The sequence below is a fragment of the Lysobacter auxotrophicus genome (genome assembly GCF_027924565.1).
Lineage (GTDB): Bacteria > Pseudomonadota > Gammaproteobacteria > Xanthomonadales > Xanthomonadaceae > Lysobacter_J > Lysobacter_J auxotrophicus.
Genome location: NZ_AP027041.1, coordinates 177,519 through 202,561 on the forward strand (window position 1 = coordinate 177,519; position 25,043 = coordinate 202,561).

The 25,043-nt window shown below is 69.6% G+C and carries 21 protein-coding genes; 12 read left to right on the plus strand and 9 right to left on the minus strand.

What is annotated here, in order from left to right:
- Positions 1 to 73 precede the first annotated feature (73 nt).
- From LA521A_RS00825 to LA521A_RS00835, 3 genes are read right to left on the minus strand one after another with little or no spacing between them, the layout of a single operon-like run.
- Positions 74 to 565, minus strand: coding sequence for a GNAT family N-acetyltransferase (locus LA521A_RS00825; RefSeq protein ID WP_281780510.1), 492 nt, complete (start codon positions 563 to 565; stop codon positions 74 to 76).
- Positions 562 to 954 carry an SMU1112c/YaeR family gloxylase I-like metalloprotein gene (gloA2, locus tag LA521A_RS00830; protein ID WP_281780511.1) on the minus strand — a complete coding sequence of 131 codons (393 nt, stop codon included), beginning with the start codon at positions 952 to 954 and terminating at the stop codon, positions 562 to 564. The genes LA521A_RS00825 and gloA2 overlap by 4 nt, the downstream gene beginning before the upstream one ends.
- A gap of 16 nt (positions 955 to 970) precedes the next feature.
- Positions 971 to 2,950, minus strand: a complete 1,980-nt coding sequence (locus tag LA521A_RS00835; protein WP_281780512.1) for a UvrD-helicase domain-containing protein — start codon at positions 2,948 to 2,950, stop codon at positions 971 to 973.
- A 147-nt stretch (positions 2,951 to 3,097) separates the two neighbouring features.
- Here LA521A_RS00835 and LA521A_RS00840 point away from each other — a divergent pair, with 147 nt between their 5' ends.
- From LA521A_RS00840 to LA521A_RS00855, 4 genes are all read left to right on the plus strand, one after another.
- On the plus strand, positions 3,098 to 3,880 hold the full coding sequence (locus LA521A_RS00840; protein ID WP_281780513.1) for an SEL1-like repeat protein: 783 nt from the start codon (positions 3,098 to 3,100) through the stop codon (positions 3,878 to 3,880).
- 31 nt (positions 3,881 to 3,911) lie between these two features.
- Positions 3,912 to 4,649: an SEL1-like repeat protein gene (locus LA521A_RS00845; protein ID WP_281780514.1), complete on the plus strand. Its 738-nt coding sequence runs from the start codon at positions 3,912 to 3,914 to the stop codon at positions 4,647 to 4,649.
- Positions 4,650 to 4,730: 81 nt separating this feature from the next.
- Entirely contained in the window at positions 4,731 to 5,606 is an 876-nt protein-coding gene (locus LA521A_RS00850) for a methylglyoxal synthase (RefSeq protein WP_281780515.1), read from the plus strand.
- An 82-nt stretch (positions 5,607 to 5,688) separates the two neighbouring features.
- Positions 5,689 to 6,309, plus strand: coding sequence for a thymidine kinase (locus LA521A_RS00855; protein ID WP_281780516.1), 621 nt, complete (start codon positions 5,689 to 5,691; stop codon positions 6,307 to 6,309).
- Between the two features lie 3 nt (positions 6,310 to 6,312).
- Here the strand turns inward: LA521A_RS00855 and LA521A_RS00860 are convergent, their stop codons facing one another.
- From LA521A_RS00860 to mutM, 3 genes are all read right to left on the minus strand, one after another.
- The gene (locus LA521A_RS00860; protein ID WP_281780517.1) at positions 6,313 to 9,141 is read right to left on the minus strand and encodes a serine/threonine-protein kinase; all 2,829 of its coding nucleotides are present in this window, start codon (positions 9,139 to 9,141) and stop codon (positions 6,313 to 6,315) included.
- Positions 9,142 to 9,263: 122 nt separating this feature from the next.
- Positions 9,264 to 9,824, minus strand: a complete 561-nt coding sequence (locus tag LA521A_RS00865; protein WP_115844418.1) for an ECF-type sigma factor — start codon at positions 9,822 to 9,824, stop codon at positions 9,264 to 9,266.
- A gap of 136 nt (positions 9,825 to 9,960) precedes the next feature.
- Positions 9,961 to 10,788: a bifunctional DNA-formamidopyrimidine glycosylase/DNA-(apurinic or apyrimidinic site) lyase gene (gene mutM, locus LA521A_RS00870; protein WP_281780518.1), complete on the minus strand. Its 828-nt coding sequence runs from the start codon at positions 10,786 to 10,788 to the stop codon at positions 9,961 to 9,963.
- Positions 10,789 to 10,849: 61 nt separating this feature from the next.
- Between mutM and LA521A_RS00875 the strand changes: the two genes are divergently transcribed.
- From LA521A_RS00875 to LA521A_RS00890, 4 genes are all read left to right on the plus strand, one after another.
- The gene (locus LA521A_RS00875; RefSeq protein ID WP_281780519.1) at positions 10,850 to 11,719 is read left to right on the plus strand and encodes a CHAD domain-containing protein; all 870 of its coding nucleotides are present in this window, start codon (positions 10,850 to 10,852) and stop codon (positions 11,717 to 11,719) included.
- A gap of 135 nt (positions 11,720 to 11,854) precedes the next feature.
- Positions 11,855 to 13,042, plus strand: a complete 1,188-nt coding sequence (locus tag LA521A_RS00880) for a DesA family fatty acid desaturase (RefSeq protein WP_281780520.1) — start codon at positions 11,855 to 11,857, stop codon at positions 13,040 to 13,042.
- An 8-nt stretch (positions 13,043 to 13,050) separates the two neighbouring features.
- Complete coding sequence (locus tag LA521A_RS00885; protein WP_281780521.1) at positions 13,051 to 13,533, plus strand: EF-hand domain-containing protein; 483 nt, start codon at positions 13,051 to 13,053, stop codon at positions 13,531 to 13,533.
- Positions 13,534 to 13,712: 179 nt separating this feature from the next.
- Positions 13,713 to 14,519: an MBL fold metallo-hydrolase gene (locus LA521A_RS00890; RefSeq protein ID WP_281780522.1), complete on the plus strand. Its 807-nt coding sequence runs from the start codon at positions 13,713 to 13,715 to the stop codon at positions 14,517 to 14,519.
- Between the two features lie 207 nt (positions 14,520 to 14,726).
- Here LA521A_RS00890 and pdxR read toward each other — a convergent pair whose 3' ends face one another.
- A complete protein-coding gene (gene pdxR, locus LA521A_RS00895) occupies positions 14,727 to 16,175 on the minus strand; it encodes a MocR-like pyridoxine biosynthesis transcription factor PdxR (protein WP_281780523.1) in 1,449 nt (482 codons plus the stop codon).
- 68 nt (positions 16,176 to 16,243) lie between these two features.
- Between pdxR and LA521A_RS00900 the strand changes: the two genes are divergently transcribed.
- The 4 genes from LA521A_RS00900 to LA521A_RS00915 all read left to right on the plus strand — a co-directional run bounded on the left by LA521A_RS00900 (position 16,244) and on the right by LA521A_RS00915 (position 22,153).
- A complete protein-coding gene (locus tag LA521A_RS00900) occupies positions 16,244 to 16,711 on the plus strand; it encodes a cupin domain-containing protein (RefSeq protein WP_281780524.1) in 468 nt (155 codons plus the stop codon).
- A 91-nt stretch (positions 16,712 to 16,802) separates the two neighbouring features.
- Positions 16,803 to 19,166: a Tex family protein gene (locus tag LA521A_RS00905; protein ID WP_281780525.1), complete on the plus strand. Its 2,364-nt coding sequence runs from the start codon at positions 16,803 to 16,805 to the stop codon at positions 19,164 to 19,166.
- A 234-nt stretch (positions 19,167 to 19,400) separates the two neighbouring features.
- The gene (locus tag LA521A_RS00910; protein ID WP_281780526.1) at positions 19,401 to 20,708 is read left to right on the plus strand and encodes an amidohydrolase; all 1,308 of its coding nucleotides are present in this window, start codon (positions 19,401 to 19,403) and stop codon (positions 20,706 to 20,708) included.
- Positions 20,709 to 20,836: 128 nt separating this feature from the next.
- Complete coding sequence (locus LA521A_RS00915; protein WP_281780527.1) at positions 20,837 to 22,153, plus strand: M20 family metallopeptidase; 1,317 nt, start codon at positions 20,837 to 20,839, stop codon at positions 22,151 to 22,153.
- A gap of 97 nt (positions 22,154 to 22,250) precedes the next feature.
- On the opposite strand, the gene LA521A_RS00920 is transcribed toward LA521A_RS00915, so the two are convergent.
- Both LA521A_RS00920 and LA521A_RS00925 read right to left on the minus strand, forming a co-directional pair.
- Entirely contained in the window at positions 22,251 to 22,877 is a 627-nt protein-coding gene (locus LA521A_RS00920) for a YbhB/YbcL family Raf kinase inhibitor-like protein (protein ID WP_281780528.1), read from the minus strand.
- An 89-nt stretch (positions 22,878 to 22,966) separates the two neighbouring features.
- Positions 22,967 to 25,039 carry a tetratricopeptide repeat protein gene (locus LA521A_RS00925; RefSeq protein WP_281780529.1) on the minus strand — a complete coding sequence of 691 codons (2,073 nt, stop codon included), beginning with the start codon at positions 25,037 to 25,039 and terminating at the stop codon, positions 22,967 to 22,969.
- Between the last annotated feature and the right edge of the window lie 4 nt (positions 25,040 to 25,043).

The following is a 25,043-nucleotide window of genomic DNA, read 5'->3' on the forward strand; positions in this document are numbered from 1 at the left end:
TGGCACTTCCGAAAGGACGCGCGATTCTAGCCGAGCCATGCTGCGCTGCCGTTTCACGGACGGGCGGTTCGCCTCACGCGCGCGCGATCTGCAACGACACCTGCTTGCGTCCCTCGGCCACCCATTGCGAACCGACTTCCGCAAAGCCGAATGCCGCGTGGAAACGGCGCGAGGCTTCGTTCGGCGGGACTGTGTAGAACTCGCATGTCACGGTGTCCACGCTGGAGGCGCGCGCGAACTCGAACAGGTCGCGATACAGCAGCGGCCCGAGCTTGCGACCCTGGTGCGTGCCGGCCACGACGATCCGGTCGACATAGAGGAAGTGCGGATACCGCTGCGCGAACCAGACGTAGTTGGGGCTGTCGTACGCGACGCCTTCGCGGAAGGCGAGCAGGAACGCGACGACCTCGTCGCCCTCGCAGGCGACACGGTGATAAGCGGCCATCGCGTCGAGTTCCTGCAGCCGCGCCGCATCCATCGGGCTGAGCATCTCCTCGGACTCGAGATTCAGCGCAAGGATGCGCGTGTGATCGACCGCGGTCGCAGGGCGGATCGTGAAGCTCATGCGCCGGCCTCGTACAGCTCGATCGGCAGGTCGTCCGGATCGGCGAAGAAGGTGAAGCGCCGGCCGGTGTATTCGTCGACGCGGACCGGTTCGACCGCCACGCCGTGCGATTCCAGTTCCGCCGCGCTCGCCGCGACGTCGGCGACTTCGAAGGCGAGATGCCGCAGGCCGCAGGCTTCCGGCCGCGACGTACGCGGTGGCGGCGAGGGGAACGAGAACAGTTCGATCTGCGTGCCGTCCGGGAGCGCGAGATCGAGCTTCCAGGAATCGCGCGCCTCGCGATACGCCTCGGCGACGACGCGCAGGCCGAGCACGCGCGTGTAGAAATCCTTCGACCGCGCGTAGTCGGAGGCGATGATCGCGACGTGGTGGATGCGCGTGAGGTTCATGCGTGCACGCGCCGTCCTATTCGCCCAGCAAGGCCTTGATCGCCGCGAACCCCGCGGCCGCACGTTCCTGCTTGCGCGCCGCGTCCGCCACCGGGTCCGCGCCGTCGCGCTGGATTTCCGCCGCCGGCAGCTCGTCGTAGAAACGGCTCGGCTTCAGGCGGATCTTGTCGCCCCACTTGGACGCCTCGCGCGAATGCGACAGCCACAGCTGTTCCTTCGCGCGCGTGATGCCCACATACAGCAGTCGGCGTTCTTCCTCGAGCGAGCCTTCTTCCAGCGCCATTTCGTGCGGCAGCGTGCCGTCTTCCATGCCGACGATGAACACGTAGCGGAATTCCAGACCCTTGGCCGCATGCAGCGACATCAATCGCACCTGGTTACCCGGCTCGCCCTTGTCGGCGTGCGAGAGCAGCGCGAGCTGCGCGGCGAGTTCGCCCGGGCCCGAACCCTTGCCGCCGTCGAACCATTCCGACAGTTCTTCGAGGTTTTCCTTGCGACGCTGGAACGTCGCCTCGTCCTTGCACTGCGCGCGGATCGACGCGAGCAGGCCGCTCTTTTCGGCGAGCACGCGCACCAGTTCCGCCGGCGAGATCTTGAACGCCTCGCCGCGCAGGTGCCGCACGATGCTGACGAAACCGTCGAGCGCGTTCGCCGCGCGCGGCTGCAACTGCTTCAGCACGCCGATCTGTTCGGCGGCGCGCGACATCGGCATGTGCGCGTGCTGGGCGATTTCAGCCAGCTTGGCCAGCGTCGTCGCGCCGACCTCGCGCTTGGGCGACTGCACGGCGCGCAGGAACGCCGCGTCGTCGTCGGGATTGGCGATCAGGCGCAGCCACGACAGCGCGTCCTTCACTTCGCCGCGTTCCAGAAACGCCGTGCCGCCGCTGAGGTGGTACGGCACGCGCAGCAGCTGCAGTGCCTTTTCCAGCGCACGACTCTGGAAATTGCCCCGGAACAGGATGCAGAAATCGCTCCACGGCGCGGTCTTCGCGGCGGCGAGGAAGTGGATCTCGGCGGCGACCTTCTCCGCTTCGTGCGCGCTGTCGCGGCATTCCCACACGCGGATGCGCTCGCCGTCGGCCTGGTCGCTCCACAGCGTCTTGGGATGCTCGTGCGGGTTGTGCGCGATCAACGCGTTCGCCGTGCGCAGCACGCGATTGGAGCAGCGGTAGTTCTGCTCCAGCTTGATGATCTGCAGCGACGGGTAGTCACGGCCCAGCTGCAGCAGGTTATCGGGATTGGCGCCGCGCCAGGCGTAGATCGACTGGTCGTCGTCGCCCACGCAGGTGAACAGGCCCTTGTCGCCGGCGAGCGCCTTGAGCAGGCGGTACTGCGCGTCGTTGGTGTCCTGGCACTCGTCGACCAGCAGGTAGCCGATGCGTTCGCGCCACGCCAGGCGCAGCGTCTCGTCGGCTTCCAGCATCTGCACCGGCAGGCGGATGAGGTCGTCGAAGTCCACCGCGTTGAACGTCGACAGCCGCGCCTGGTAACGCTGGTACATCAGCGCCGCTTCCATCTCGCGCGGGCTCTTGGACACCGCGAGCGCCTCTTCCGGCGACAGCCCGGCGTTCTTCGCCCGCGAGATCAGGTTGCGCATGTCGTCGATCGCGTCGGGCTTGCTGCCCGCAGGCATCAGGTCCTTGATCTGCGCGTTGCTGTCGTCGCTGTCGAACACCGAAAACCCGCGGCGCAGGCCGGCCTTGGCGTGATCGATCTGCAGGAACTTCAGCCCGAGCGCATGGAAGGTGCACACGGTCAGGCCTTCGGCCGCGTCGCCCTTGATGCGCTTGGCGACGCGCTCCTTCATTTCCTTTGCCGACTTGTTGGTGAAGGTGATGGCGGCGATTCGCTTGGCCGGCATCGTGCGCGATGCGATCAGGTGCGCGATCTTCTCGACGATCACGCGCGTCTTGCCGCTGCCCGCGCCGGCGAGCACGAGCAGGGGGCCGTCGGTGTGCAGGACGGCGGCGCGCTGAGGGGGATTGAGACCGTGCATGGGGCGTGTTTGCTGCCGCGGTGGCGGCCGCGTATTGTGCCGGAAGCGCCTTGTCGATGGGCGCGCTGCCTGGCTGAACACGGCGGCGTCATGATGCGAAGGCCGTCGCGCCGATGTCCCGTTCTCCAGCTGGAAGGAAGGGTCGCCATGTCCACCCCACGCATCCTGGTCCCCGCGCTGATCGCGCTGCTGTTCGCCGCCGGCGCGCATGCCGACGAGGCGCCGCCGCTCACCGGCGCGAGTTTCATGGAACTCGACGCGATGCTGCCGTCGCTGCGCGGCCGCCCGAACGAGGAATTCCGCGTACAGGGCCTGAAGGCCTACCAGCAGCGCCACTACGACGACGCCATCCGCCGGTTCGAAATGGCGTCCGGCTATGCCGACAAGTATTCGCAGCACTACCTGAGCCTGATCCACTGGCACGGCGTGGGCACGCCGGTGGATCGCGTGCAGGCGTACATCTGGAGCGACCTGGCCGCCGAGCGCGGCAATCCGCGGCTGCTCGCGATCCGCGAGAAGATGTGGGCGCAGCTGAGCGCGCAGGAGCAGGCGCGCGTTCCCGGCGAAGGCGAGTCGTACTACGCGCGCTACGGCGACGAGGTGGCCAAGCCGCGCGCCGAAGCCGAGATCCGTCGCTTCGCGCGCAACATGACCGGCAGCCGCGTCGGCTATCGCAACCAGCAGCTCGACACGGGCGGCGGACCGGTCAACGGCGTGTTCGCCACCGAGGTCGGGAGCAACGCGGCGGCGTATGCCGTGTCGCTGTCGGGCTCGGAGGACGAGCTCTACGGCAAGGAAGGCGGCCTGCAACGCCTCGACGGGTATTGGCAGGAACAGGATCGCCTGCTCGAAGGTACGGTCGAGATCGGCGAGCTGGAAACCGTGCGTCGCGGCGGTCGCGGCGCACCGCAGGATCCGCGCGAGCACTGACGCATCACCCAACACAACGACGGAGAACGCCATGGAACTGCTGACGTCGATCCTCTTCGCCACCGCGCTCGCGGGGCCCGCGGCGCCTTCGCCGGAAGCGCTCGCCGCGGTGGTCGCGCCCACCGACCGCATGAGCGCGAGCGACCTGGACGAACGCACGCGCCTGTCGGGCGATTTCCCGAACGAACGCCATCGCCTGTACGCGAGCGAGAGCGCCGCGCAGGGCCGCTGGGACGACGCGCTGCGCCAGTTCACGCTCGCCGCGCGCTATGCCGACAAGTACTCGCAGCACCGCATCAGCCTGATGTACTGGCACGGCGTGGGCGTCGAGCGCGATCCCGCGCTGGCCTACGCATGGGCCGATCTCGCCGCCGAACGCCTGTATCCCAGCTTCGTCGTGCTGCGCGAGAAGATGTGGCTGGAACTGGACGAGGCGCAGCGCGCCGCCGCGCTCCGCGAAGGCGCCGCGCTGTACGCGCAGTACGGCGACGACGTGGCCAAGCCGCGACTGGCGGCGGCGATCCTGCGCCACAAGACGCAGATCACCGGAAGCCATGTCGGCTATCACGATGGACGCCTCATCGTGTCCGCGCCCGGCCCGGGCGCCGAGAGTGCCGCCGACAGCGTCGGCAGCATCGACCTGCGCCCGATGTACGCCGCGTGGCGCATGGACCCGGACCGCTACTGGGCCGTCGAGGACGCGATCTGGAAGGACGGCGCGGTCGAGGTCGGACCCGCCCGCAAGGCAAGCGGCGACCGCGACGACTGATCGGGCCATGGCGAGCGGGCCTGCCGAACGGGCGCGAGGTCGCGGTTAGACTCCGGCTTCGCTCCTTCAACCGGATCCGCCATGCGCCTGGGCCTCGCAGCCAACCGCCTTCACCACCTTCGCGAAGACGCCGCGCTGTTCCGCTGGTTGCAGGTCTGTGAGGCCGGCATCCGCGAGCTGGGCATGGAACTGCACACCGTCGGGCGCACGTTCGACGCGATCGCCTCGGCGGGGATGCTGCCCGGCTACACCGGGCTTCGCCGCTACCCGTACGGACGCGACGGCGGGCTGATGAAACTGGTGGCCGAAGTCGTCGGCCTCGGCAGCCCGGAACGCACGCTCGACGGCGCGATCTACCTGATCGATCCGGTCGATCCCTCCTCGGTGTTTCCCGAGGCGATCGCGCTCAAGCGCCAGTGCGTGATCCACGGCAAGCCGTTCATTTCCACCGTCGCCTCGGCGCGCGACTGGATCGAAGTGGAGCGGATGCACGCCGGTTTCGCGCCGGACCCGGGCGCCGATTCGTTGCACGCGTTCGAACAGCAGACGCTCGCGCTGATCGCGCACGACGCGATGAAGCCGCAGATGCTGGCCTACGCGTCGGAGCACTTCGACGTGCTGTCGCGCTTCCAGCGCCGCGTCGCGACCGGCACCACCGGGCAGCGACTCAACGAGCTGGCATGGAGCCGCGGCTGGCCGCAGGGGCAGGCGTGGGTCCAGCGCTTCCAGAGCGGCCCGATGGGCGGCGACGCGCAGATCGCCGACCTGGTGCTGGAACGCCAGTGCCAGCGCGCCATCTTCTTCGAGGACCCGCACGTGGCGCGACAGCACGAGGCGGACATCCAGCTGCTCGAACGCGCCGTCACCACGGTGACCTTCGATGCGGTGTGCATCACCTCGCCGGCCGTCGCGCAGCGCTGGGCCGCGGCGGTGCGGACGCGCGGGCAGCGGCGCTGAACGCGCCACGGGTTCCAGGCAACGCAAAATCGGCTGGTTTTCAAGCCTGTGGCGCACGGCGGGCGCGCCGTACACTGCGCGTATGGCGAAGCTCTATTTCTATTATTCGGCGATGAACGCCGGCAAGACGACCACGCTGCTGCAGTCGGCGCACAACTACCGCGAGCGCGGCATGCGCGTGGCGATCCTGACCCCGCGCCTGGACGATCGCGCCGGCGCCGGCGTGGTCGCCTCGCGCATCGGGCTGCGCTCGGAAGGCATCGCGTTCGAGCATAACGACGACCTGGACGCCATCGTGCGTCGCGACATCGCGCAGCACGGCACGCTCAACTGCGTGCTCGTCGACGAGGCGCAGTTCCTCACCAAGGCGCAGGTCTGGCAGCTCAGCGAAGTGGTCGATGCGCTGCGCATCCCGGTGCTCTGCTACGGGCTGCGCACGGATTTCCGCGGCGAGTTGTTCGAAGGGAGCCAGTACCTGCTCGCGTGGGCGGACGAGCTCACCGAGATCAAGACCATCTGCCACACCGGCAAGAAGGCGACGATGGTCGTGCGCGTCGACGCGCAGGGCCGCGCGGTGCGCGAAGGGCCGCAGGTGGAGATCGGCGGCAACGACCGCTACGTCTCGGTCTCGCGCGCGGAATACAAGAAGGTGATGAGCGGCGAGGGGATCATCGAACCGGTGCAGCCGCCGCTGCCGCTGTAGGTTCTAGCCGCAGCCGCGCACGATCGCCGCGACTTCGCGCGGGATCGCACCGCCGTCAGGCTGTGCGTCGCGCAGCTGGTCCTGCAACGCGTCCAGTCGCGCCATCGCCGGATCGCGATCCGGCCCGTGGCAGCGCAGCTGCGCCGCATACGCCTGCGCGCGCCATGCGGTGCGCCGCAGGTCGAGATCGCCGTGCGACAGGCCGGCGAGCGCATCCAGCCGGGTCAGCGCGCCGTCGTCGCCTTCCAGCGCCTGCGCGTGCGCGAGCGACAGCTCGGCCTCGCGCGTGTTCGGGTGCGTGCTGCCGTAGCCGCTGCGCGTGAGCGTGACCGCCTGCGCCAGATGCGCCATGCCCTGGTCGTGGTCGCCCAGCGACAGTTCGATCACGCCCAGCAATCGGTCGCTGTCGCCGATGAGCGCGTGCCGCGGCCCGAACTGCGCGATGCGAAGCTCGCGCGCTTCGGTGAGCGACTTCAGCGCCGCGCGATCCCGACCGGCCGCGTGCAGCAGGCGCGCCTGGTCGAACAACGCGTCGGCGAGCCGCGCGTCGTCGCCTTCCTTGCGCGCGAGCGCCACCGCGTGCTGCATCGACGCCAGCGCCGTCGTGCTGTCGCCGCGTTCCCATGCGACCAGTCCGAGCTGGCGCTGCAGCCGCCCCAGCTCGCTCGCGCCGTGCCGGGTCTCGGCGGGATCGCCGCCGGCATGCACGCGCAGCTGCTGCAACGCGATCGCGTCGCGCAGCTCGCGCTCGGCCTGCGCGTAGCGGCCCTGCTCGATGTGCAGCGCGGCCAGCTGCCGGCGCAGCGACAGCGTCGCCGGATGCTGCGCGCCGTACACCTCCAGCGCGAGCGCGAACGCGCCGGTCGCCGAGCGTTCGGCCGCATCGGTCTGCTCGATGCCCTGCTGCAGCGACGCCATGTGCGAGCCGATCTCGACCATCAACGCGTGCCGCGAACCGACCTTCTGCTGCAGCTGCGTGCGCGCCTGCTGGTAACCCTGCAGCGCCGCGCCGGACTGGCCCGCATCGGCCTGCAGGTTCGCCAGGTCGATGAGGTTCTCGACGGTGCCGACATCGTCGCGATCGTCGCGTCGCAACGTGAGCGAGCGCTCGAACAGCTGGCGCGCGCCTTGCCGTTCGCCATTGTCGCGACGGCAGCGGCCCAGCTGCGAGTAGAACTCGCTGACCTGCGGCGGCAACTGCGCCTGTTCGCGACGTGCGGTGGGAAGCGCGGGCTGCATCAGGCCGATGCACTGGCGCGCCTCGCCGAGCAGCCGCAGCGCCTGGCCGCGCTGCGTGAGCGATTCCAGTTGCAGGCTCACCGGCACGTCGGTGGCGGTATCGAGAATGCCCGCCTGGCGATTGAGCAGCACCAGCGCTTCGCGGTAATCGCCAAGGCCAATGCGCAGTCGCGCGATCACGCCGAGCAGTTCGGCGCGCGCGCGCGGTTGCAACGCGAGTTCGCGATTGCCGCGATCGAGCGAATCGTCGAGCAGGCCGCGCAGGTCGAGCGCCTGGCCTTCCGGCGTGCCGCGCGCGCTTTCGAACACGCCGACCATGAAGTCCTGCATCGCCTGCGCGCGACCGGCTTCGGCGACAGCCTGCCGCGCCTGCCACGCGACGATCGCCAGCGCCGCCGTCAGCACGAGGGCCACGAGCGTGCCCGTCGCAAGCGCCCAACGATGGCGACGCAGGTATTTGCCGACGCGGTAGCCGACGTTCTGCGGGCGCGCCTGCACGGGGCGTCCGGCTTCGTAACGGCTGAGATCGAGCGCAAGCGCCTCGACCGACGGATAGCGATGCTCCGGCCGCTTGGACAACGTCTTGAGCACGATATTGTCGAGGTCGCCCGCGAGCATGCGCGCGTGCCGGCGCAATGCGTGCACGTCCGCGCCGGCGTCTTCGGCGCGACGCAGCATCGTCTGCGAAGGACGCTGCGGATCGGCGGCAAGGATCGCCTCTTCCCACTCCGCGTCGGTCTGACGTTTCAGGCGGTACGGCTTGGTGTCGGTCAGCAGTTCGAACAGCACCACGCCCAGCGCGTACACGTCGGTCATCGTCGTGACGGGCTCGCCGCGCACCTGTTCGGGCGCGGCGTAGTGCAGCGTGAACGCGCGCACGCCGGTGCGCGTCTGTTCGATCATCGGCGCGTCGGAATCGAGCAGTTTCGCGATGCCGAAATCCAGCAGGCGCACGTCGCCGCTCGGCGTCACCAGGATATTCGACGGCTTGAGGTCGCGATGCACGATGAGGTTCGCGTGTGCGTGGCTCACCGCGTCGCAGATCTGGTGGAACATGCGCAGCCGCTGCTCCAGCGGCAGCTGGTGGTTGCGGCAGTAATCGGTGATCGGCTCGCCTTCGACGTATTCCAGTGCGAGGTACGGCAGGCCGTCGCTGCTGATGCCGGCGTCGAGCAGGCGCGCGATGTGCGGATGCGCCAGGCGCGCGAGGATCTGGCGTTCGCGCGAGAAGCGCAGGCGCAGGTTGCTGTCCGCCAGGCCCGGACGCAGGAGCTTGAGTGCGACGCGTCGCTGGTAAAGACCGTCGGCGCGCGCGGCGAGCCACACCTGTCCCATGCCGCCTTCGCCGAGCAGGCGTTCCAGGCGATACGGCCCGACTTCGCCGCCGGCGCGCAGCGCGGAAAGCGGCGGGATCAGCGGTTCGGAGAGGAAATCCTCGTGGCTTTCGTCCAGCGTGATGAGCGTCTGCAGCTCAGCGGCAAGCGCCGGATCTTCCTCGCGCAATTGCGCCAGGCGCAGCTCGCGCGCCGGCGCCTCCAGTTCGAAGAGCGCGTCGAGCAGCGGGGAGATGCGTTGCCAGCGCTCGGGATCCATGGGGACTCAGGAACGGGAAAGGCGAAACGTGAGGCGGGAGGCGGACGGGTGAGTCGCGGACGGGAGGACTGTCATCGCAGGCGCGCCTGCGCGGCCCCGTTCTGCCGCGCTCGCCCTCGCCGTTACTCCTTCAGCGAAGCCAGCAGGAACAGCCGCGCCTTCTGCCAGTCGCGGCGGATGCTGCGCTCGGAGCGTTCCAGCAGCGCGGCGATCTCCAGTTCCGACAAACCGGCGAAGTAGCGCAGCTCCACCACCTGCGCCAGGCGCGGATCGACGGCGGCGAGCTTGGTCAGCGCGGTGTCGAGGCCGAGCGTGTCTTCGTCCAGCCGCAGCCCGCCTTCGACGTCGTCGGGCAATTCGGTGACGCGATGCAGGTCGCCGCCGCGCTTCTGCGCCAGGCGCTGGCGCGCGTAATCGACCACGACGCTGCGCATCGCGGAGGCGGCATAGGCGAAGAAATGCGCGCGATCGTCGAACTGCGCCTCGCGGCGACCGATCAGCTTGAGGTACGCCTCGTGCACCAGCGCGGTCGCATCGAGCGTCTGTCCGTGCTGCCCGGCCAGTTGCCGCCGGGCCATCGTGTGGAGTTCCTGATAGAGCGTCGCCAGGACGCGGTCCAGGGCACCCCGGTCCCCTTCCCGTGCGGCATCCAGCAGCAGCGTGATATCAGCGGTATCGGCCATGGGAAGCCCCGTGCGCAGTGCACCGGACTATACGCTTTTCCGTGACTGTCACCACGAATTGGTCGTGTAGGGATTCGGCGCGACAGCTTTCAGTTTTTTCCGACACGCCGCCGGTGAAAGCGAGGCTGAGGCCGACCTACTTCTGACAGCGGCCGCACCAGACGGTGGTGCGCTGGCCGATCGAGGCCTGCTTCAGCGGCCGTCCGCAACGCGGGCACGGTTCGCCGCCGCGGCCGTAGGCGGACAGCTCCTGCTCGAAATAGCCCGGCGCGCCGTCGGGCGCCAGGAAATCCCGCAGCGTCGTGCCGCCGCGTTCGATCGCGTGGCCGAGGATGCGCCGGATGTCCGCAGCCAGGCGCTGGTAGCGCTCACGCGAGACCTTGCCCGCTTCGCGCAGCGGCGAAATCCCCGCGGCGAACAGCGCCTCGGCGGCGTAGATGTTCCCCACGCCGACCACCACGCGCTGGTCCATCAGGAAGGTCTTCACGGGCGCGCTGCGACCGCGGCTCAGCGCGAACAGGTAGTCGCCGTCGAAATCGTCCGACAGCGGTTCCGGGCCGAGGCCGGCGAGCAGTTCGTGCGTTTCGCCCGGCGGCTGCCAGAGCAGGCAGCCGAACCGTCGCGGGTCGTTGAAGCGCAGCACGCGCGCGCCTTGTCGACCGGTGGCATCGAGCGCGATGTCGACGTGGTCGTGCGTGCGCACGGGTGTGTCGGCGGGAAGCACGCGCAGGCTGCCGGACATGCCCAGGTGCAGCAGCGCGCTGCCCGCCGCGGTGTCGAGCAGCAGGTACTTGGCGCGACGGCGCACCGCCTGCACGCGCTGGCCGGGGAGCAGGCTCACGACCTCGTACGGGATCGGCCAGCGCAGGTCGGGCCGGCGCAGGACGACGCCGGACACGCGGCGGCCTTCGACATGCGGCGCCAGGCCGCGACGGGTGGTTTCGACTTCGGGCAGCTCGGGCATGGGGCGAGGGTACTATCGGGGCGCAGGCCGTCCGCTCGGATGGGCGACCGGAGTCCGATGCATGGGTTCGGGAAAGGCCAACGACAAGGCCGTTCGCGCCGCGCCGCCGCCTGCGACGGGCGCCGCCCTGTGCGCCTACGCGCGCGGCGAGCTGGACCTCGCGCACGCCGCGCTCGGCGATGCCGACCTGCACGAAGGCGTCCACCACGCGCGCAAGGCGATCCGTCGCGCCCGCGCCGTCCTCGCGATGGGCGACGGCCTGCTCGGGCCGGGCGCGGGCATGATCGATCGCGAACTGCGCGCACTGAACGACGGGCTGTCCACCCTGCGCGACGCGCACGCGCTGGTGGAAGTGATCGACCGCCTGCTCAAGCGCGAACGCCGCGACGACATGCGCGAGGTCCTGCAGCTCGCCCGCGACGCCGCCATCGTCTCGCGCACGCAGGTCGCCGACGCGGCCATGCGCTCCGACCCGGGGCTGGGTTCGCGTCGCGCGATGCTCGACGTGCTGCGCGCGGCGCTCCCGGCCCTCGACTGGGCGCGCCCGACGCCCGCCGGCCTGCGCATGGCCGTGGCCGACAGCGACCTGCGCTCGCACGAGGCACGGCTGCGCGTCTGCGACACGGGCGAGGACGAGGACTGGCATCGCTGGCGCCGACGCATCCGCCGCGCCGCGCACCAGCGCCGCGCGCTCGCCGCCGTCGGGCTGCGTGTTCCCGACGATTCCGAACGCTTCGACAGCCGCACCACGCACCGGCTCGGCGCAGCGCAGGACCTGTCGCTGCTGCTCGATCACTGCCGGCGCGATTCCCCGTTCAGCAAGGACGTGAAGACCGCGCTTCGTGACCGGGCCCGACCGGCGTTGCAACGCGCGAGGCGGGCAATCGCGCGCCACGTGGCTGAACGTCGCGACGCTTGCCCGACGGACTGAACGACCCCATCACATAACCACGCCATACCGGCGCGAAGGGTGCCGCGCGGCTGGCATGATCCATCAGGACCGCGCGTTGGCCGGTCGAATTCAAGCCGGATGCGCGCTGCGCCGGCGCTCGCGGAGTGGAAACGAATGTCCCTGTCCCTGATCGATCTCATTTCCGGCGGCCTGATGCAGGCGGGCTGGGGTGATCTGCTGGTCTACCTGCTGGTGGTCACCCAGCTGACGATCTTCTCCGTCACGCTGTACCTGCATCGTTCGATGGCGCATCGCTCGGTGGATTTCCATCCGGTGCTCGCGCATTTCTTCCGCTTCTGGAGCTGGCTCACCACCTCGATGATCACGCGCGAGTGGGCGGCGATCCATCGCAAGCACCACGCCAAGTGCGAGACCGAGGAAGACCCGCACAGCCCGCAGTTCAAGGGCATCGACACGGTGATGTGGCGCGGCGTGGAGCTGTACCGCGATGCGCGCGCGCAGCGCGAGGACATCGAGAAGTACGGCAAGGGCTGCCCGGACGACTGGATCGAGCGCCACCTCTACACCCCGCACGCGACGATGGGCCCGGTGCTGATGCTGGCGATCAACGCCGCGCTGTTCGGCCTGTGGGGCGTCGCGCTGTGGGCCGTGCAGATGCTGTGGATCCCGTTCTGGGCCGCGGGCGTCGTCAATGGCCTGGGCCACTGGTGGGGCTACCGCAACTTCGAGACCACCGACACCGCGACCAACCTCACGCCGTGGGGCTTCTGGATCGGCGGCGAGGAGCTGCACAACAACCACCATGCGTTCCCGTCGTCGGCGAAGTTCGCGCTGCGCAGGTGGGAATTCGACATCGGCTGGAGCGCGATCAAGCTGATGGAAAAGCTCGGCCTGGCGAAGGTGCTGCGCGTCGCGCCGACGCTCGACGTGCGCCCGAACATCGCCATCCCCGACGGCGAAACGCTGAAGGCGCTGCTGGCGATCCGCTTCCAGGCGATGACCGACTACTACCGCAACGTCACGTTGCCCGCGCTGCGCGAAGCCAAGCTGAAACTGCCGCGCAACCTGCGCCAGGGCCTGGCGGACGACGGCCGCTGGCTGGACGACGACAAGCGCGCCAAGCTCCAGGCGTGGCTCGCCGAACGCCCCAAGATGGCCACGCTCGCCGAATTCCGCCAGCGCCTCGCGCAGGTGCTCGACGATCGTTCGCACGATGCGCAGGCGACGCTCGCGAAGCTGCACGCGTGGTGCACCGAGGCCGAAGCCAGCGGCATCCACGCGCTGCAGCAGTTCTCGGCCCGCCTGAAGGGCTACGCGATCGTGCCCGCGCGCATCGCCTGACATCGCCCATGCGCGCGATGGATCGCAATCGCGTCACGCAAAAGCCCGCGCCGAAACGCGCGGGCTTTCTTTCGTGCGCCGTGGGCCTGGGCATCGGGCTGGCGTGTATCGGCGACGCGTCGGCGCAGTCGATTCCGTTGCGCCTGAATCGCGCGCCATCGACGACACCCGAGCCCGCACCGCAACCCGCACCGGCGCCGGTCGCCCCGCTCGGCGCGGTGGACGCCAGCACCGATTACGTCGCGCGGATGGATGCCGACCGCGACGGTCGCGTGTCGATGGCCGAATACCAGGACTGGCTCAGCTACGCCTTCACGCGCATGGACGCCAACGGCGATGGCGTGCTGTCGGCACAGGAGCTTCCCGGCGGCCGCGGCAAGCCGGTCAGCCTGGCCGACCATCGCCAGACGGTCGCCGACCGATTCACGCGGCAGGATCGCAATCGCGACGGCTTCCTCGACGCGAAGGAATTGCTGGCGCCGCCGCAGTGAAGCCCTGGTAGCCCGGGTAAGCGAAGCGCACCCGGGTTTCCGACGCCCCAAGCCCCGGATGCGCTCCGCTTACCCGGGCTACCACTGCGCTGACTGGTTCCTGCCATTCCGCACGAACTGGCGCACGCGCCGCACCGCCCGCTTCCTAGTCTGACCCCGACATCATCGAGGCCACGACCATGCCCTGTTTCATCTGCGAAACCTGCGGCACCCAGTTCGCCGAAAGTGCGACGCCGCCGCCGAACTGTCCCGTCTGCGAGGACGAACGCCAGTACGTCGGCTGGAACGGCCAGCGCTGGACGACGCACGAGGAACTCGCTCGACGGTTTCGCCTGCGCATCGAGGAAGACGCCGGCCTGCTCGGGATCGGCGTCGCCGGCGAGTTCGCGATCCCGCAGCGCGCGCTGCTGCTGCCCACCGGCGCCGGCCACCTGATGTGGGAATGCGTGAGCCTCGTCACCGACGAGGCGATCGCCGCGTTGAACGCACGTGGCGGCGTCGATCGCATCGTCATCTCGCATCCGCACTTCTACAGCGCGATGGTCGAGTGGAGCGATGCGCTCGGCGGCGTGCCGATCCTGCTGCATGAGGCCGACCGCGCGTGGGTGCAGCGACCGTCCGATCGCATCGAGTTCTGGCGCGGCGATGCGTTGCGGCTGTCCGACGACGTCACGTTGTTGCGCGTGGGCGGCCATTTCGACGGCAGCACCGCGCTGCACTGGAAGGACGGCCCGCGCGACGGCGGCGCGCTGTTCCCCGGCGACGCGCTGCAGGTCGTGCTCGACCGGCGCCACGTCACGTTCATGTACAGCTATCCGAACTACATCCCGATGAAGACGCGCGACGTGCGCGCGATGCGCGCGCTGCTGGACGGAATCGACTTCGCCGACGTGTACGGCTTCACCTGGGGCCGCAACATCATCGGCAACGGCCGCGCGGCGGTGGATGCGTCGTTCGAACGTCATCTGGCGGCGATTGCGGCGTGACGAGCAGGAAGGCAGCTCCCTCCCCTGCGAATGCAGGGGAGGGTTGGGGAGGGGTGAAGTGGCTCGCGGAAGCGCACGGCGCGCTTCCCCTCCGGACGTAAGAAGGAGAGCGAGATCCTTCGCACGGATGCTCGGCGCTTGCGCGCCTCTCGACCCCTCCCCAACCCTCCCCTACAAGCAGGGGAGGGAGACAAGCAATGCTGCCTGTCACCGCCGCAACGCCTTCGCCAGCACCGCCAACCGCTCCCGGATCATCGATTCATCCACGCACCCGATCCCGAACGCGACCCCATGCAGCGCATCCTCGCGCCGCGACAACGCGCGCAGCGGCATCGCACCCATCGCATGCTCGCGCACGCGCGGCAGCAGCACATCCGCGGCCTCCGCATCGATGAACCGCGCCGCGACGTGGATCCCCGCTTCGGAGGGAATCGCGTCGAACCATCGCGACAAGGGACCGGCCAGCATCTCGCACAACGCCGCACGCCGGCCCGCATACACGCGCCGCATGCGTCGCACGTGGCGCGCGAGATGCCCCTCGAGGATGAAGTCCGCCAGCGCGTCCTGCACCTGCGCGTTTCCGCACGTGTCCGCGCGCTCCTTCGCGGCCGCCAGCGCATCGCGCAGCCATTCCGGTGCGACCACGTAGCCCATGCGCAGCGACGGAAACAGGCTCTTCGAAAACGTCCCGACATAGACCACGCGCCCGTCGCGATCGAGCGTCTGCAGCGCATCAAGCGGGCGCGCGCCATAGCGGAACTCGCCGTCGTAATCGTCCTCGATGATCAGCGCGTCGCGCTCGCGTGCGAAGTCGAGCAGGGCCAGGCGTCGCGCCATCGACATCGCGACGCCGGTCGGATACTGGTGCGAGGGCGTGACGTACACGATGCGTGCCTCGCGCGGCAGCGCATCCACGCGCAGGCCTTCCTCGTCCACCGGAACGGGCACCACGTCGGCGCCGGCCGCCGCCATCGCCGCGCCAGCGGTGGGATAACCCGGGTCCTCGACCGCAACGGTCGTGCGGCCCGGCACCACCAGCAATCGCGCGAGCAGGTCGAAGGCCTGCCGTGCGCCAGAGGTGACGACAACGTCCTCCGCGCGACACGCGACGGCGCGCGCGAACGACACGTGGCCCGCGATCGCCTCGCGCAGCCGCGGGCGTCCATGCGGCGGCTGATAGCCGAACGCCGCGCCGTGCCGCGGATGGAACGCACGCGTGAGCAGGCGGCGCCACACGTCGAACGGAACCTCGCGATGATCCGGCACGCCGAGCCGGAAGTTCGGCGTCCACGCATCGTCCGTCGACACCGCGCTGCTCCACGAGGGCGCCTGCCACCGCGCATGCAGCCGACCGTCGGCGAGGCGTGGCGCGCGCGCCGCGCTCCGCGTGGCGATCTCGGCGACGACGGCCTTCGCACCCGCGCGCGTGACCACGTATCCCTCGGCGACCAGCAGGTCGTAGGCGGCGATGACGGTGTTGCGCGCGATGCCGTAGGCGTTCGCGACGCGGCGCGTGGAAGGCAGCTCGGAGCCCGCACGCAGGCGACGGTCGAGGATCGCCGCGCGCAGCGCCTCATGCAGCGCGCGCGTGCGGCCGGTCGCCGCGACCGCGTCCAGGTCCAGCGGGAACTCGAAAACTGGTTCTGTGGAGGTCATGGCAACTGGTCCGCCGGAGGGTCCAGTCGAAGCCTACGGTATCGGCACGGACCCCACCAGGAACGCCCATGACCGCTCGCCATCGCCCGATCGACAACTTCCTGCCCGGCCGCGTCGCCGCGGCGGCCGACACGCCGTGGATCCCGATGTCCGCCGAAAAATCCTGGAAGCCGCTGCGCTTCCTGGAAGGCGGTCGCGGCTTCGTCGAACTGCTGCGCATGGCGCCCGGCGCGATCATGCCGCTGCATCGCCACACCGGCGAGATCCACGCCTACAACCTGGCCGGCACGCGCACGTTGTGCACGGGCGAGGTCATCGGCCCGGGCGATTACGTCTACGAGCCGCCCGGCAACACCGACTGGTGGCGCGTCACCGGCGATGCGCCGATGACCGCGCTGGTCGTCGTCATCGGCGCAGTGGAGTTCCTCGGGCCGGGCAATGTGGTCACCTCACGCGCGGACGCGCATTCGCAACGGCGCGCATACGAGGCGTGGTGCGCTGAAACCGGCCTCCCGGTGCTCGATCTGTCCGAATGAAACGCCGCCCGATGTCAACGGGTACCGCGCCGCGATGCACATTGCGACAATCGCCCCCTCCCGGATCCCCGGGCTTTGACGATTGGAAGCAATGCAGCACACCCCGCAAGTCGCCGCAAAGATCGCCCGCCTCATCGCCGAGGAAATCAACGCCCAACCGCAGCAGGCGCTGTCCGCCATCGCGCTGCTCGACGAGGGCGCCACGGTTCCGTTCATCGCGCGCTATCGAAAGGAAGTCACCGGCGGCCTGGACGACACGCAGCTGCGCAACCTCGAAACGCGCTTGACCTACCTGCGCGAACTGGAAGACCGCCGCGTCGCGGTGCTGGCCAGCATCGAGGAGCAGGGCAAGATGACCGACGCGTTGCGCGCGGACATCATCGCTGCCGACAGCAAGGCGCGCCTGGAAGACCTCTACCTGCCGTACAAGGTCAAGCGCCGCACGCGTGCGCAGATCGCGCGCGAAGCCGGCCTGGAGCCGCTCGCCGACAGCCTGCTGGCCGATCCCTCGCAGGTGCCCGAAGCCGTCGCCGCCGGGTTCGTCGATACCGAAAAGGGTGTCGCCGATGCGAAGGCCGCGCTCGACGGCGCGCGCGCGATCCTGATGGAGCGTTGGGGCGAAGACGCCACGCTCGTCGGCGAACTGCGCAACTGGCTGGGCGAGGTCGGCGTGATCCGCTCGCGCGTGGCCGAAGGCAAGGAAGCGGCGGGCGAGAAGTTCCGCGATTACTTCGACCATGCCGAACCGCTGTCGAAGATCCCGTCGCACCGCCTGCTCGCGCTGTTCCGCGGACGCCGCGAGGAGTTCCTGTTCATCGACCTGGATCCGGGCACCGATGCCGACGCCGGCCACCTGCAGGGCGAGGGCCGCGTCGCGCACCACGCCGGCATCAAGGCGCAGGGCCGTCCGGCCGACAAGTGGCTGATGGATTCGTGCCGCCTGACGTGGAAGGCGAAGCTGCACCTGCACCTCACGCTCGACCTGTTCGCGCAGGCGCGCGAGAAGGCCGAGGCCGAGGCCATCGACGTGTTCGGTGACAACCTCAAGGACCTGCTGCTGGCCGCGCCCGCCGGCCCGAAGTCCGTGCTCGGCCTCGATCCGGGCCTGCGCACCGGCGTGAAGGTCGCCGTCGTCGATCGCACCGGCAAGCTCGTCGATACCGCGACGATCTATCCGCACGAACCCAAGCGCCAGTGGGACCAGTCGCTGATGATCCTGCGCGCGCTGTGCGCGAAGCATTCGGTGGAACTGATCGCCATCGGCAACGGCACCGCATCGCGCGAAACCGACAAGCTCGCCGGTGATCTCATCAAGCTCGCGCCCGAGCTGAAGATGCAGAAGATCGTCGTGAGCGAAGCCGGCGCGTCGGTGTACTCGGCCTCGGAATTCGCGGCGAAGGAATTCCCGGACCTCGACGTGTCGCTGCGCGGTGCGGTGTCTATCGCGCGCCGCCTGCAGGATCCGCTCGCGGAGCTGGTGAAGATCGAGCCCAAGGCGATCGGTGTCGGCCAGTACCAGCACGACGTGGACCAGTTCAAGCTCGCGCGCGCACTGGACGCGCGCGTCGAGGACTGCGTGAACGCGGTCGGCGTCGACGTGAACACCGCGTCGGCCGCGCTGCTCACGCGCGTGTCGGGCCTGTCGTCGACGATCGCGCAGAACATCGTCGTGTATCGCGATGCGAACGGCGCGTTCAAGTCGCGCAAGGAACTGATGAAAGTGCCGCGCCTGGGCGAGAAGACGTTCGAGCAGTGCGCCGGCTTCCTGCGCATCGCCGACGGCGACCAGCCGCTGGATGCCTCGTCGGTGCACCCGGAGGCGTATCCGGTGGTGGAGCGCATCCTCAAGCAGTGCGGTCGCGAAGTGAAGCAGCTGATCGGCGATGCATCGCTGCTGCGTTCGTTGAAGGCCGAGCAGTTCATCGATGAAACCTTCGGCGTGCCGACCGTGCGCGACATCCTGAAGGAGCTGGAAAAGCCGGGCCGCGACCCGCGTCCGGAGTTCAAGGCGGCGCGCTTCGCCGACGGCGTGGAAGACATCAAGGACCTGCGCGAAGGCATGATCCTGGAAGGCGTGGTGAGCAACGTCGCCGCGTTCGGCGCGTTCGTCGACATCGGCGTGCACCAGGACGGCCTGATCCACATTTCCGCGCTGTCGGACAAGTACGTGAAGGACCCGCGCGAAGTCGTGAAGGCCGGCGACATCGTCAAGGTGAAGGTGCTGGAGGTGGACGTCGCGCGCAAGCGCATCGCGCTGACGCGTCGCCTCGACGACAGCGCGCCGGCGCCGCGTGGCGATCGCGACGATCGCAATGCGCCGCGTGGTGGCGCGCCACGTGGCGGCCGCGACGGTGGTCGCGACGCGCGCGGTGGTTTCAACGCCGCGCGTGCGAACACGCCGCCGCCGATGAACAACGCGCTGGCCGCGGCGTTCGCGAAGGCGAAGAAGAGCTGAGTCCGCTTTCGGGCGGGCTGTTGCAGCCCGGGTACGCGAAGCGCGCCCGGAGGGAAGTCGGACCACCGGCTGCGGCCTGCGGCCTGACCCGGGGGGTCAACCGCCACGTGCCTGCGCGCTCATGGCGATAACGCATGAGCATCCGCACGGATGGCATGGCTTCCGACCGCTTGCGCATCGTGCGGCAGGGCGGGTTGCCGTTAGCATCGACGGATTCCGTCCGGTGCCACCGCCATGCGCAGAACCCTGCTTTCCGCCCTGATCGCCACGCTGCTCGCGCCGAGCGCCTTCGCGCAGTCCACGCCTCCCGACATCGGCGCCGCCGCGCAGGCCGTGCAGAAGGAGGTGGTCGCCTGGCGTCGCGACATCCACGAGCATCCCGAGCTCGGCAACCACGAGGTTCGCACCGCCAAGCTCGTCGCCGACCAGCTGCGAAAGCTCGGCCTGCAGGTGAAGACGGGCATCGCGCACACCGGCGTCGTCGCCGTGCTCAAGGGCGCAAAGCCCGGTCCGCGCATCGCGCTGCGCGCCGACATGGATGCGCTGCCCGTCACCGAACAGACCGGCCTGCCGTTCGCCTCGAAGGTGAAGACGACCTACCGCGGGCAGGACGTCGGCGTGATGCACGCCTGCGGCCACGATGCGCACGTCGCGATCCTGCTCGGCGTGGCGACCGCGCTCGCCGCGCAGAAGGCGACGTTGCCGGGCGAGGTGATGTTCGTCTTCCAGCCATCGGAGGAAGGCCCGCCCAATGCCGGCGAGAACTTCGGCGCGAAGCTGATGCTCGACGAAGGCGTGTTCCGCGACTTCAAGCCCGACGCCGTGTTCGGCCTGCACGTGTGGGCCGGTTTGCCGGTGGGGCAGGTCGGCGTGCGCAGCGGCCCGATGCTCGCCGCCGCCGACGAATGGAGCCTGACCGTGCGCGGCGCGCAGACGCACGGCTCGCGCCCGTGGGACGGCGTGGATCCGATCACCGTCGCGGCGCAGATCCTGCTGGGCACGCAGAGCCTCATCGCGCGGCAGGTAAACGTCGCCGCGTCGCCGGCCGTGCTCACCGCCGGCCAGTTCAACGCCGGTGTGCGCTTCAACATCATTCCCGATGAAGCGAAACTCGTCGGCACGCTGCGCACGTTCGATGCCGCGCAGCGCGAGGACATCATCGCGCGCTTCCGCCGCACGGCGGAGGATTTCGCGCATGCGAGCGGCGCGACGGCGAAGCTCGACGTCGCGGCGAATGCACCGGCCACCGTCAACGATCCCGCGCTCACCGCGCGCGTGCGCCCCTCGCTGGTGCGTGCGGCTGGCGAAGGCAACGTCATCGAGATGCCGCTGGTGACGGTGGCGGAGGATTTCGCGCAGTTCGCCAACGAAGTGCCCGGCGTGTACTTCTTCGTCGGTTCCACGGCGAAGGGCACCGATCCCGCGAAGGCGCCGATCAACCATTCGCCGCAATTCCTGCTGGACGAACAGTCGCTCGACGTCGGCGTGCGCGCGATGCTCCAGGTCGCGCTGGATTATCTGGACGGGGATCGGGCCGGGTAAGCCACGCAAAGACGGGTGGCGCCTGCCCGGATGCGCTCGCTTGTCCGGGCCACAAGCCCGGGCTGGGGCCCGTTTCGGCAAGGCCGGTTCGGCTAGGATCGACGGATCACTCCGGGGAGTTTCCGTCGATGCGTCTGATGCCCGCGCTGCTCGCCAGCGCCCTGCTTGCCACGCCCTTGTTCGCCCACGCGCAGTCCGCGCAGGAGCGGCCGGAAGTCGCCGCCGCGGCGAAAGCCGTGCAGAAGAACGTCGTCGCATGGCGGCGCGATTTCCACCAGCATCCGGAACTGTCCAACCGCGAGGAGCGCACGGCGGCGAAGGTCGCCGAGCACCTGCGCGCGCTGGGCCTGAAGCCGAAGGTCGGCATCGCGCACCACGGCGTGGTGGCGATCATCCAGGGCGGCAAGCCCGGGCCGAAGGTCGCGTTGCGCGCCGACATGGACGCGTTGCCGGTGACCGAGCAGGTGGACCTGCCGTTCGCCTCGAAGGCCACGGCGACCTTCCGCGGCGAAGCCGTCGGCGTGATGCACGCCTGCGGCCACGACGCGCACACCAGCATCCTGCTCGGCATCGCCGACGCGCTGGTGAAGATGAAGGCGGACCTGCCGGGTTCGGTGATGCTGGTGTTCCAGCCTTCCGAGGAGGGCGCGCCGGACGGTGAGGAAGGCGGCGCGTCGCTGATGCTAGAAGAAGGCCTGTTCAAGGACTTCAAGCCGGACGCGATGTTCGGCCTGCACGTGTTCTCGACCTTGCCGGTCGGGCAGATCGGCGTGCGCCAGGGCCCGCTGATGGCGGCGTCCGACAAGTTCACCATCAAGGTGAAGGGCCGCCAGACGCACGGTTCGCGACCGTGGGGCGGCATCGATCCGATCGTCGCCGCGGCCGACGTGGTCGGCACCGCGCAGACCATCGTCAGTCGCCGCACGGACATCGCCAAACTGCCCGCCGTGGTGAGCTTCGGCGCGATCAAGGGCGGCATCCGCTACAACATCATTCCCGATGAGGTGGAACTGGTCGGCACGATCCGCACCTTCGATGAAGGCATGCGGCAGAAGATCTTCGCCGACCTGAAGAACGTGGCCGAACACGTCAGCGTCGCCAACGGCGCGACCGCCGAAGCGAGCGTTCCCGACAACGACGGCAACCCGGTGACGGTGAACGACCCCGCGCTCACCGCGCGCATGATCCCCAGCCTGAAGGCCGTCGCCGGCGCGGACAACGTGATCGAACCGCCGTTGCAGATGGGCGCGGAAGACTTCTCGTTCTACGCGAAGGAAGTGCCGTCGATGTTCTTCTTCGTCGGCGCGACGTCGAAGGGCATCGATCCGGTGACCGCGCCGAGCAACCATTCGCCGAAGTTCACGCTCGACGAAGCCTCGCTCGACCTCGGCCTGCGCGCGCTGCTGCAGGTGACGCTGGATTACCTGCATCAATCCGAAGGGTAACCGGGAGAGCGTGGCACGTCCCTGGAGCCCCCGCCTTCGCGGGGATGACGATCAAGAGGTGAGGGCAAGCGCAACGGCTACAGCTGCAACCGCAACCTCACCCCTTCACCGCCTCATTGAGCGAATACGTCCCGTAGATCGCCACCTCGTCGAGCACGTGCGCGTGCATCGCGCGCTGCACGTCCTTCGCGGTGAAGCGTTCGGGGAGCTCGAGGCGTTCCACGTCCAGCGCGTACAGGCGGAAGAAATAGCGGTGCAGGCGCAGGTCGTTCGGCGGCGGGAACGGGCCGTCGTAGCCGTGCCATTCGCCGGCCAGCGAGGCGTCGCCGGCGAACCAGCCGGTGTAGTCGTTCAGGCCCTGGCGCGCGCCGCACGGGCCGGACGGGTTCTGCTTGCCGTGCGCGACCACGCCGTCGCTGCAACTGCCGGCAGCGATCTCGCGCACGTCGGCGGGGATATCCACCAGCACCCAGTGCACGAACTCGGCGCGCGGCTGGTCGGCGGGGATCTGCACGCCTTCCTTGCCGACCATTTCCGCCACCGTCGGGACGTCGGGATCGATGCACAGCAGCGCGAAGGACTTCGTGCCCGCCGGAACGCCGTCCCACGCCAGGTGCGGGTTGCGGTTGGGCGCGAAGCCGAACCCGTCGGCGGTAGCCTGGCCCGCGGCGAATTCTGCGGGGAGGCGTTCGCGATGCTGGAAGCTGTCGCTGCGGATCTGCATGGCATTCGTCTCCAGGGGGAAAGGACGTAAACCGGATCATCGACGGACGCCGCCCACGGGACGGCGTCGCACTACGATGACCGCCGCCGTTACTCGGCCGGATAGCCCAGGCGCTGCGCGACCGGGGTGAGCAGGTCGAACGCGTCGCCCAGCGCCTCGCGGAAGTGGCGCCAATGCCCGGCCTCGAAACGCACCGGGCCCAGCGACTCCTGCGGCGGAACCGCGACGCGGATCTGCAGCGCGTCGGCGATCGCCTGCGCCAGGCCGGTCGCGTCCTGCGCGATGTCGTCGAGCTTGATCACGCGATGCGGAAACAGGTCCTGCTCGTGCAGGTCGGCGACCTGCGACAGCGTCGCCGCGAGCCAGCGCGCGCCGGCGTCCGGCGACGGCAGCGCGAACGGCACCGGCGAGCCGTGCGCCAGCCAGTCCAGCAGCATGTCGCGCGGGTCGCGCAGGGCGATCATCAGCACCGCCTCCGGCAGGTGCTGGCGAAGGCCGAGCAGCAGCGCGTTGTCCCACCACAGCAGCCAGTCGAACACGTTGCCGTCCTGGATGCCGCGCGAGGGCAGCGCCGCACGCCACAGCTGGACCATGTACGCCGGATCGAGCGAGCCGTCGATCAGGCCCGGCACGGTGGTGTAGCGCTGCAGCGGATCGTTCGGCGGCTGGTTGCCGAAGCGGTCCGTGCGCAGCGGCGCGCCGGCCTGGTTGAGGGTGATCGCCAGGTGTTCCACCAGCGAGCCCGGCGCGCCCCACAGCAGCAATACGGCGGCGGCGGGATCCGGCAGCGGGGCCAGCTCCGGCAGGCGCGGCGTGGCGCGGCTGATTTCGGGCAGCGGCAGGCGCTGGTCGACGACCTCGGCGTGCAGTTCGGCCCACGTCTCGGCCGCCGCATCGGGCTGGCCGGCGACGTCGAGGCAGCGACCCAGCAGCTGGCGCAGGGTGCGCTTGACGTTCGCGTCCGGCGCGCGGGCGATCAGGCTTTCCACGCGCTCGGCGGCCGCATCGGGGTCGCGGCGCAGCAGGCCGTCGATCAGGCGCAGCTCGGCCTGCGTGTGGCCCGGCTGCAGTTCGGTGATGCGACGTGCGATGTCCTCGGCCGCGTCTTTCTCGCCGGCCTGGTCGTGCAGCGTGCCCTGCGCTTCCAGCGCGGGAACGAAGTCCGGCATCGCCGTGCGCCAGCGTTCGACCACGCCGCGCGCGCCGTCGCTGGCGAATTCCTCGAACAGCAGTCGCGCGCGCCACAGGTCGGCGGCTTCGGGGTGTTCTTCCAGCGCGGCGTCGAGCGTCGAGCGCGCTTCGTCCAACGAACCCTCACGACGCCAGGCTTCCAGCAGCGGCAGCACGTTGCGGCGGTCCAGCGGTTGCGCGGCGAAAGCCTGACGCAGCAGCGGCAGGGCGCGATCGTTGCGACCGGCCTCCAGGTGCAGTTCGCCGACCATGCGCTGCATCGGTACGGTGACGTCGTTGCCGTCCAGCAACGGGGCAAGTTCGTCGGCGGCGTCACCCGGACGGCCCTGGCGACGGAGCAGGTCGGCCACGAGCAGGCGCAGCGGACGCGAGGTCGGGTCCTGCTCCAGCTGCGTGCGGAAGGCCTGTTCGGCGAAGGCGAAATGCCCCTTCGCCAGGTACGCGAAGCCCAGCGCGTGGCGCAGCTGCGGATCGTTCGGCGCGCGTTCGGCGGCGGAACTGATCACCGACAGCGCGCGATCGACCTCGCCCTTGCGCATGGCGACGCCGCCTTCGAGCGCGGCGACGTGCGGGTGGTCGGGCGCGATGCGCGCCGCGGTGCGCGACAGGCGCGCGGCCTCGTCCAGATCGCCGCGCGCGAGTGCGAGGTGGCCCTGGATGATGTACGCGGGGAACTGGTTCGGATCCAGGCCGGTCGAGCGGGCGAGCGCCGCCTGCGCTTCGTCGAGCTGGCGCTCGTGTAGCAGCAGGCCGGCGCGCGCCAGGTGCAGGTCGGAATCCTCGGGCGCCAGGGCGATGGCCTGGTCGATCGCGGACAGCGCGCCCTCGCGGTCGCCGCCGAGGCGAAGGGCGGCGGCGAGCAGCCGGTGCGAGGTGGCGTCCTGCGGCTGCGCGGCCACGGCCTCGCGTGCGGCGGCCAGCGCTTCGGGGGCGGCGCCGCGGCGCAGGGCATCGATGATGGGTTCGTGCATGACT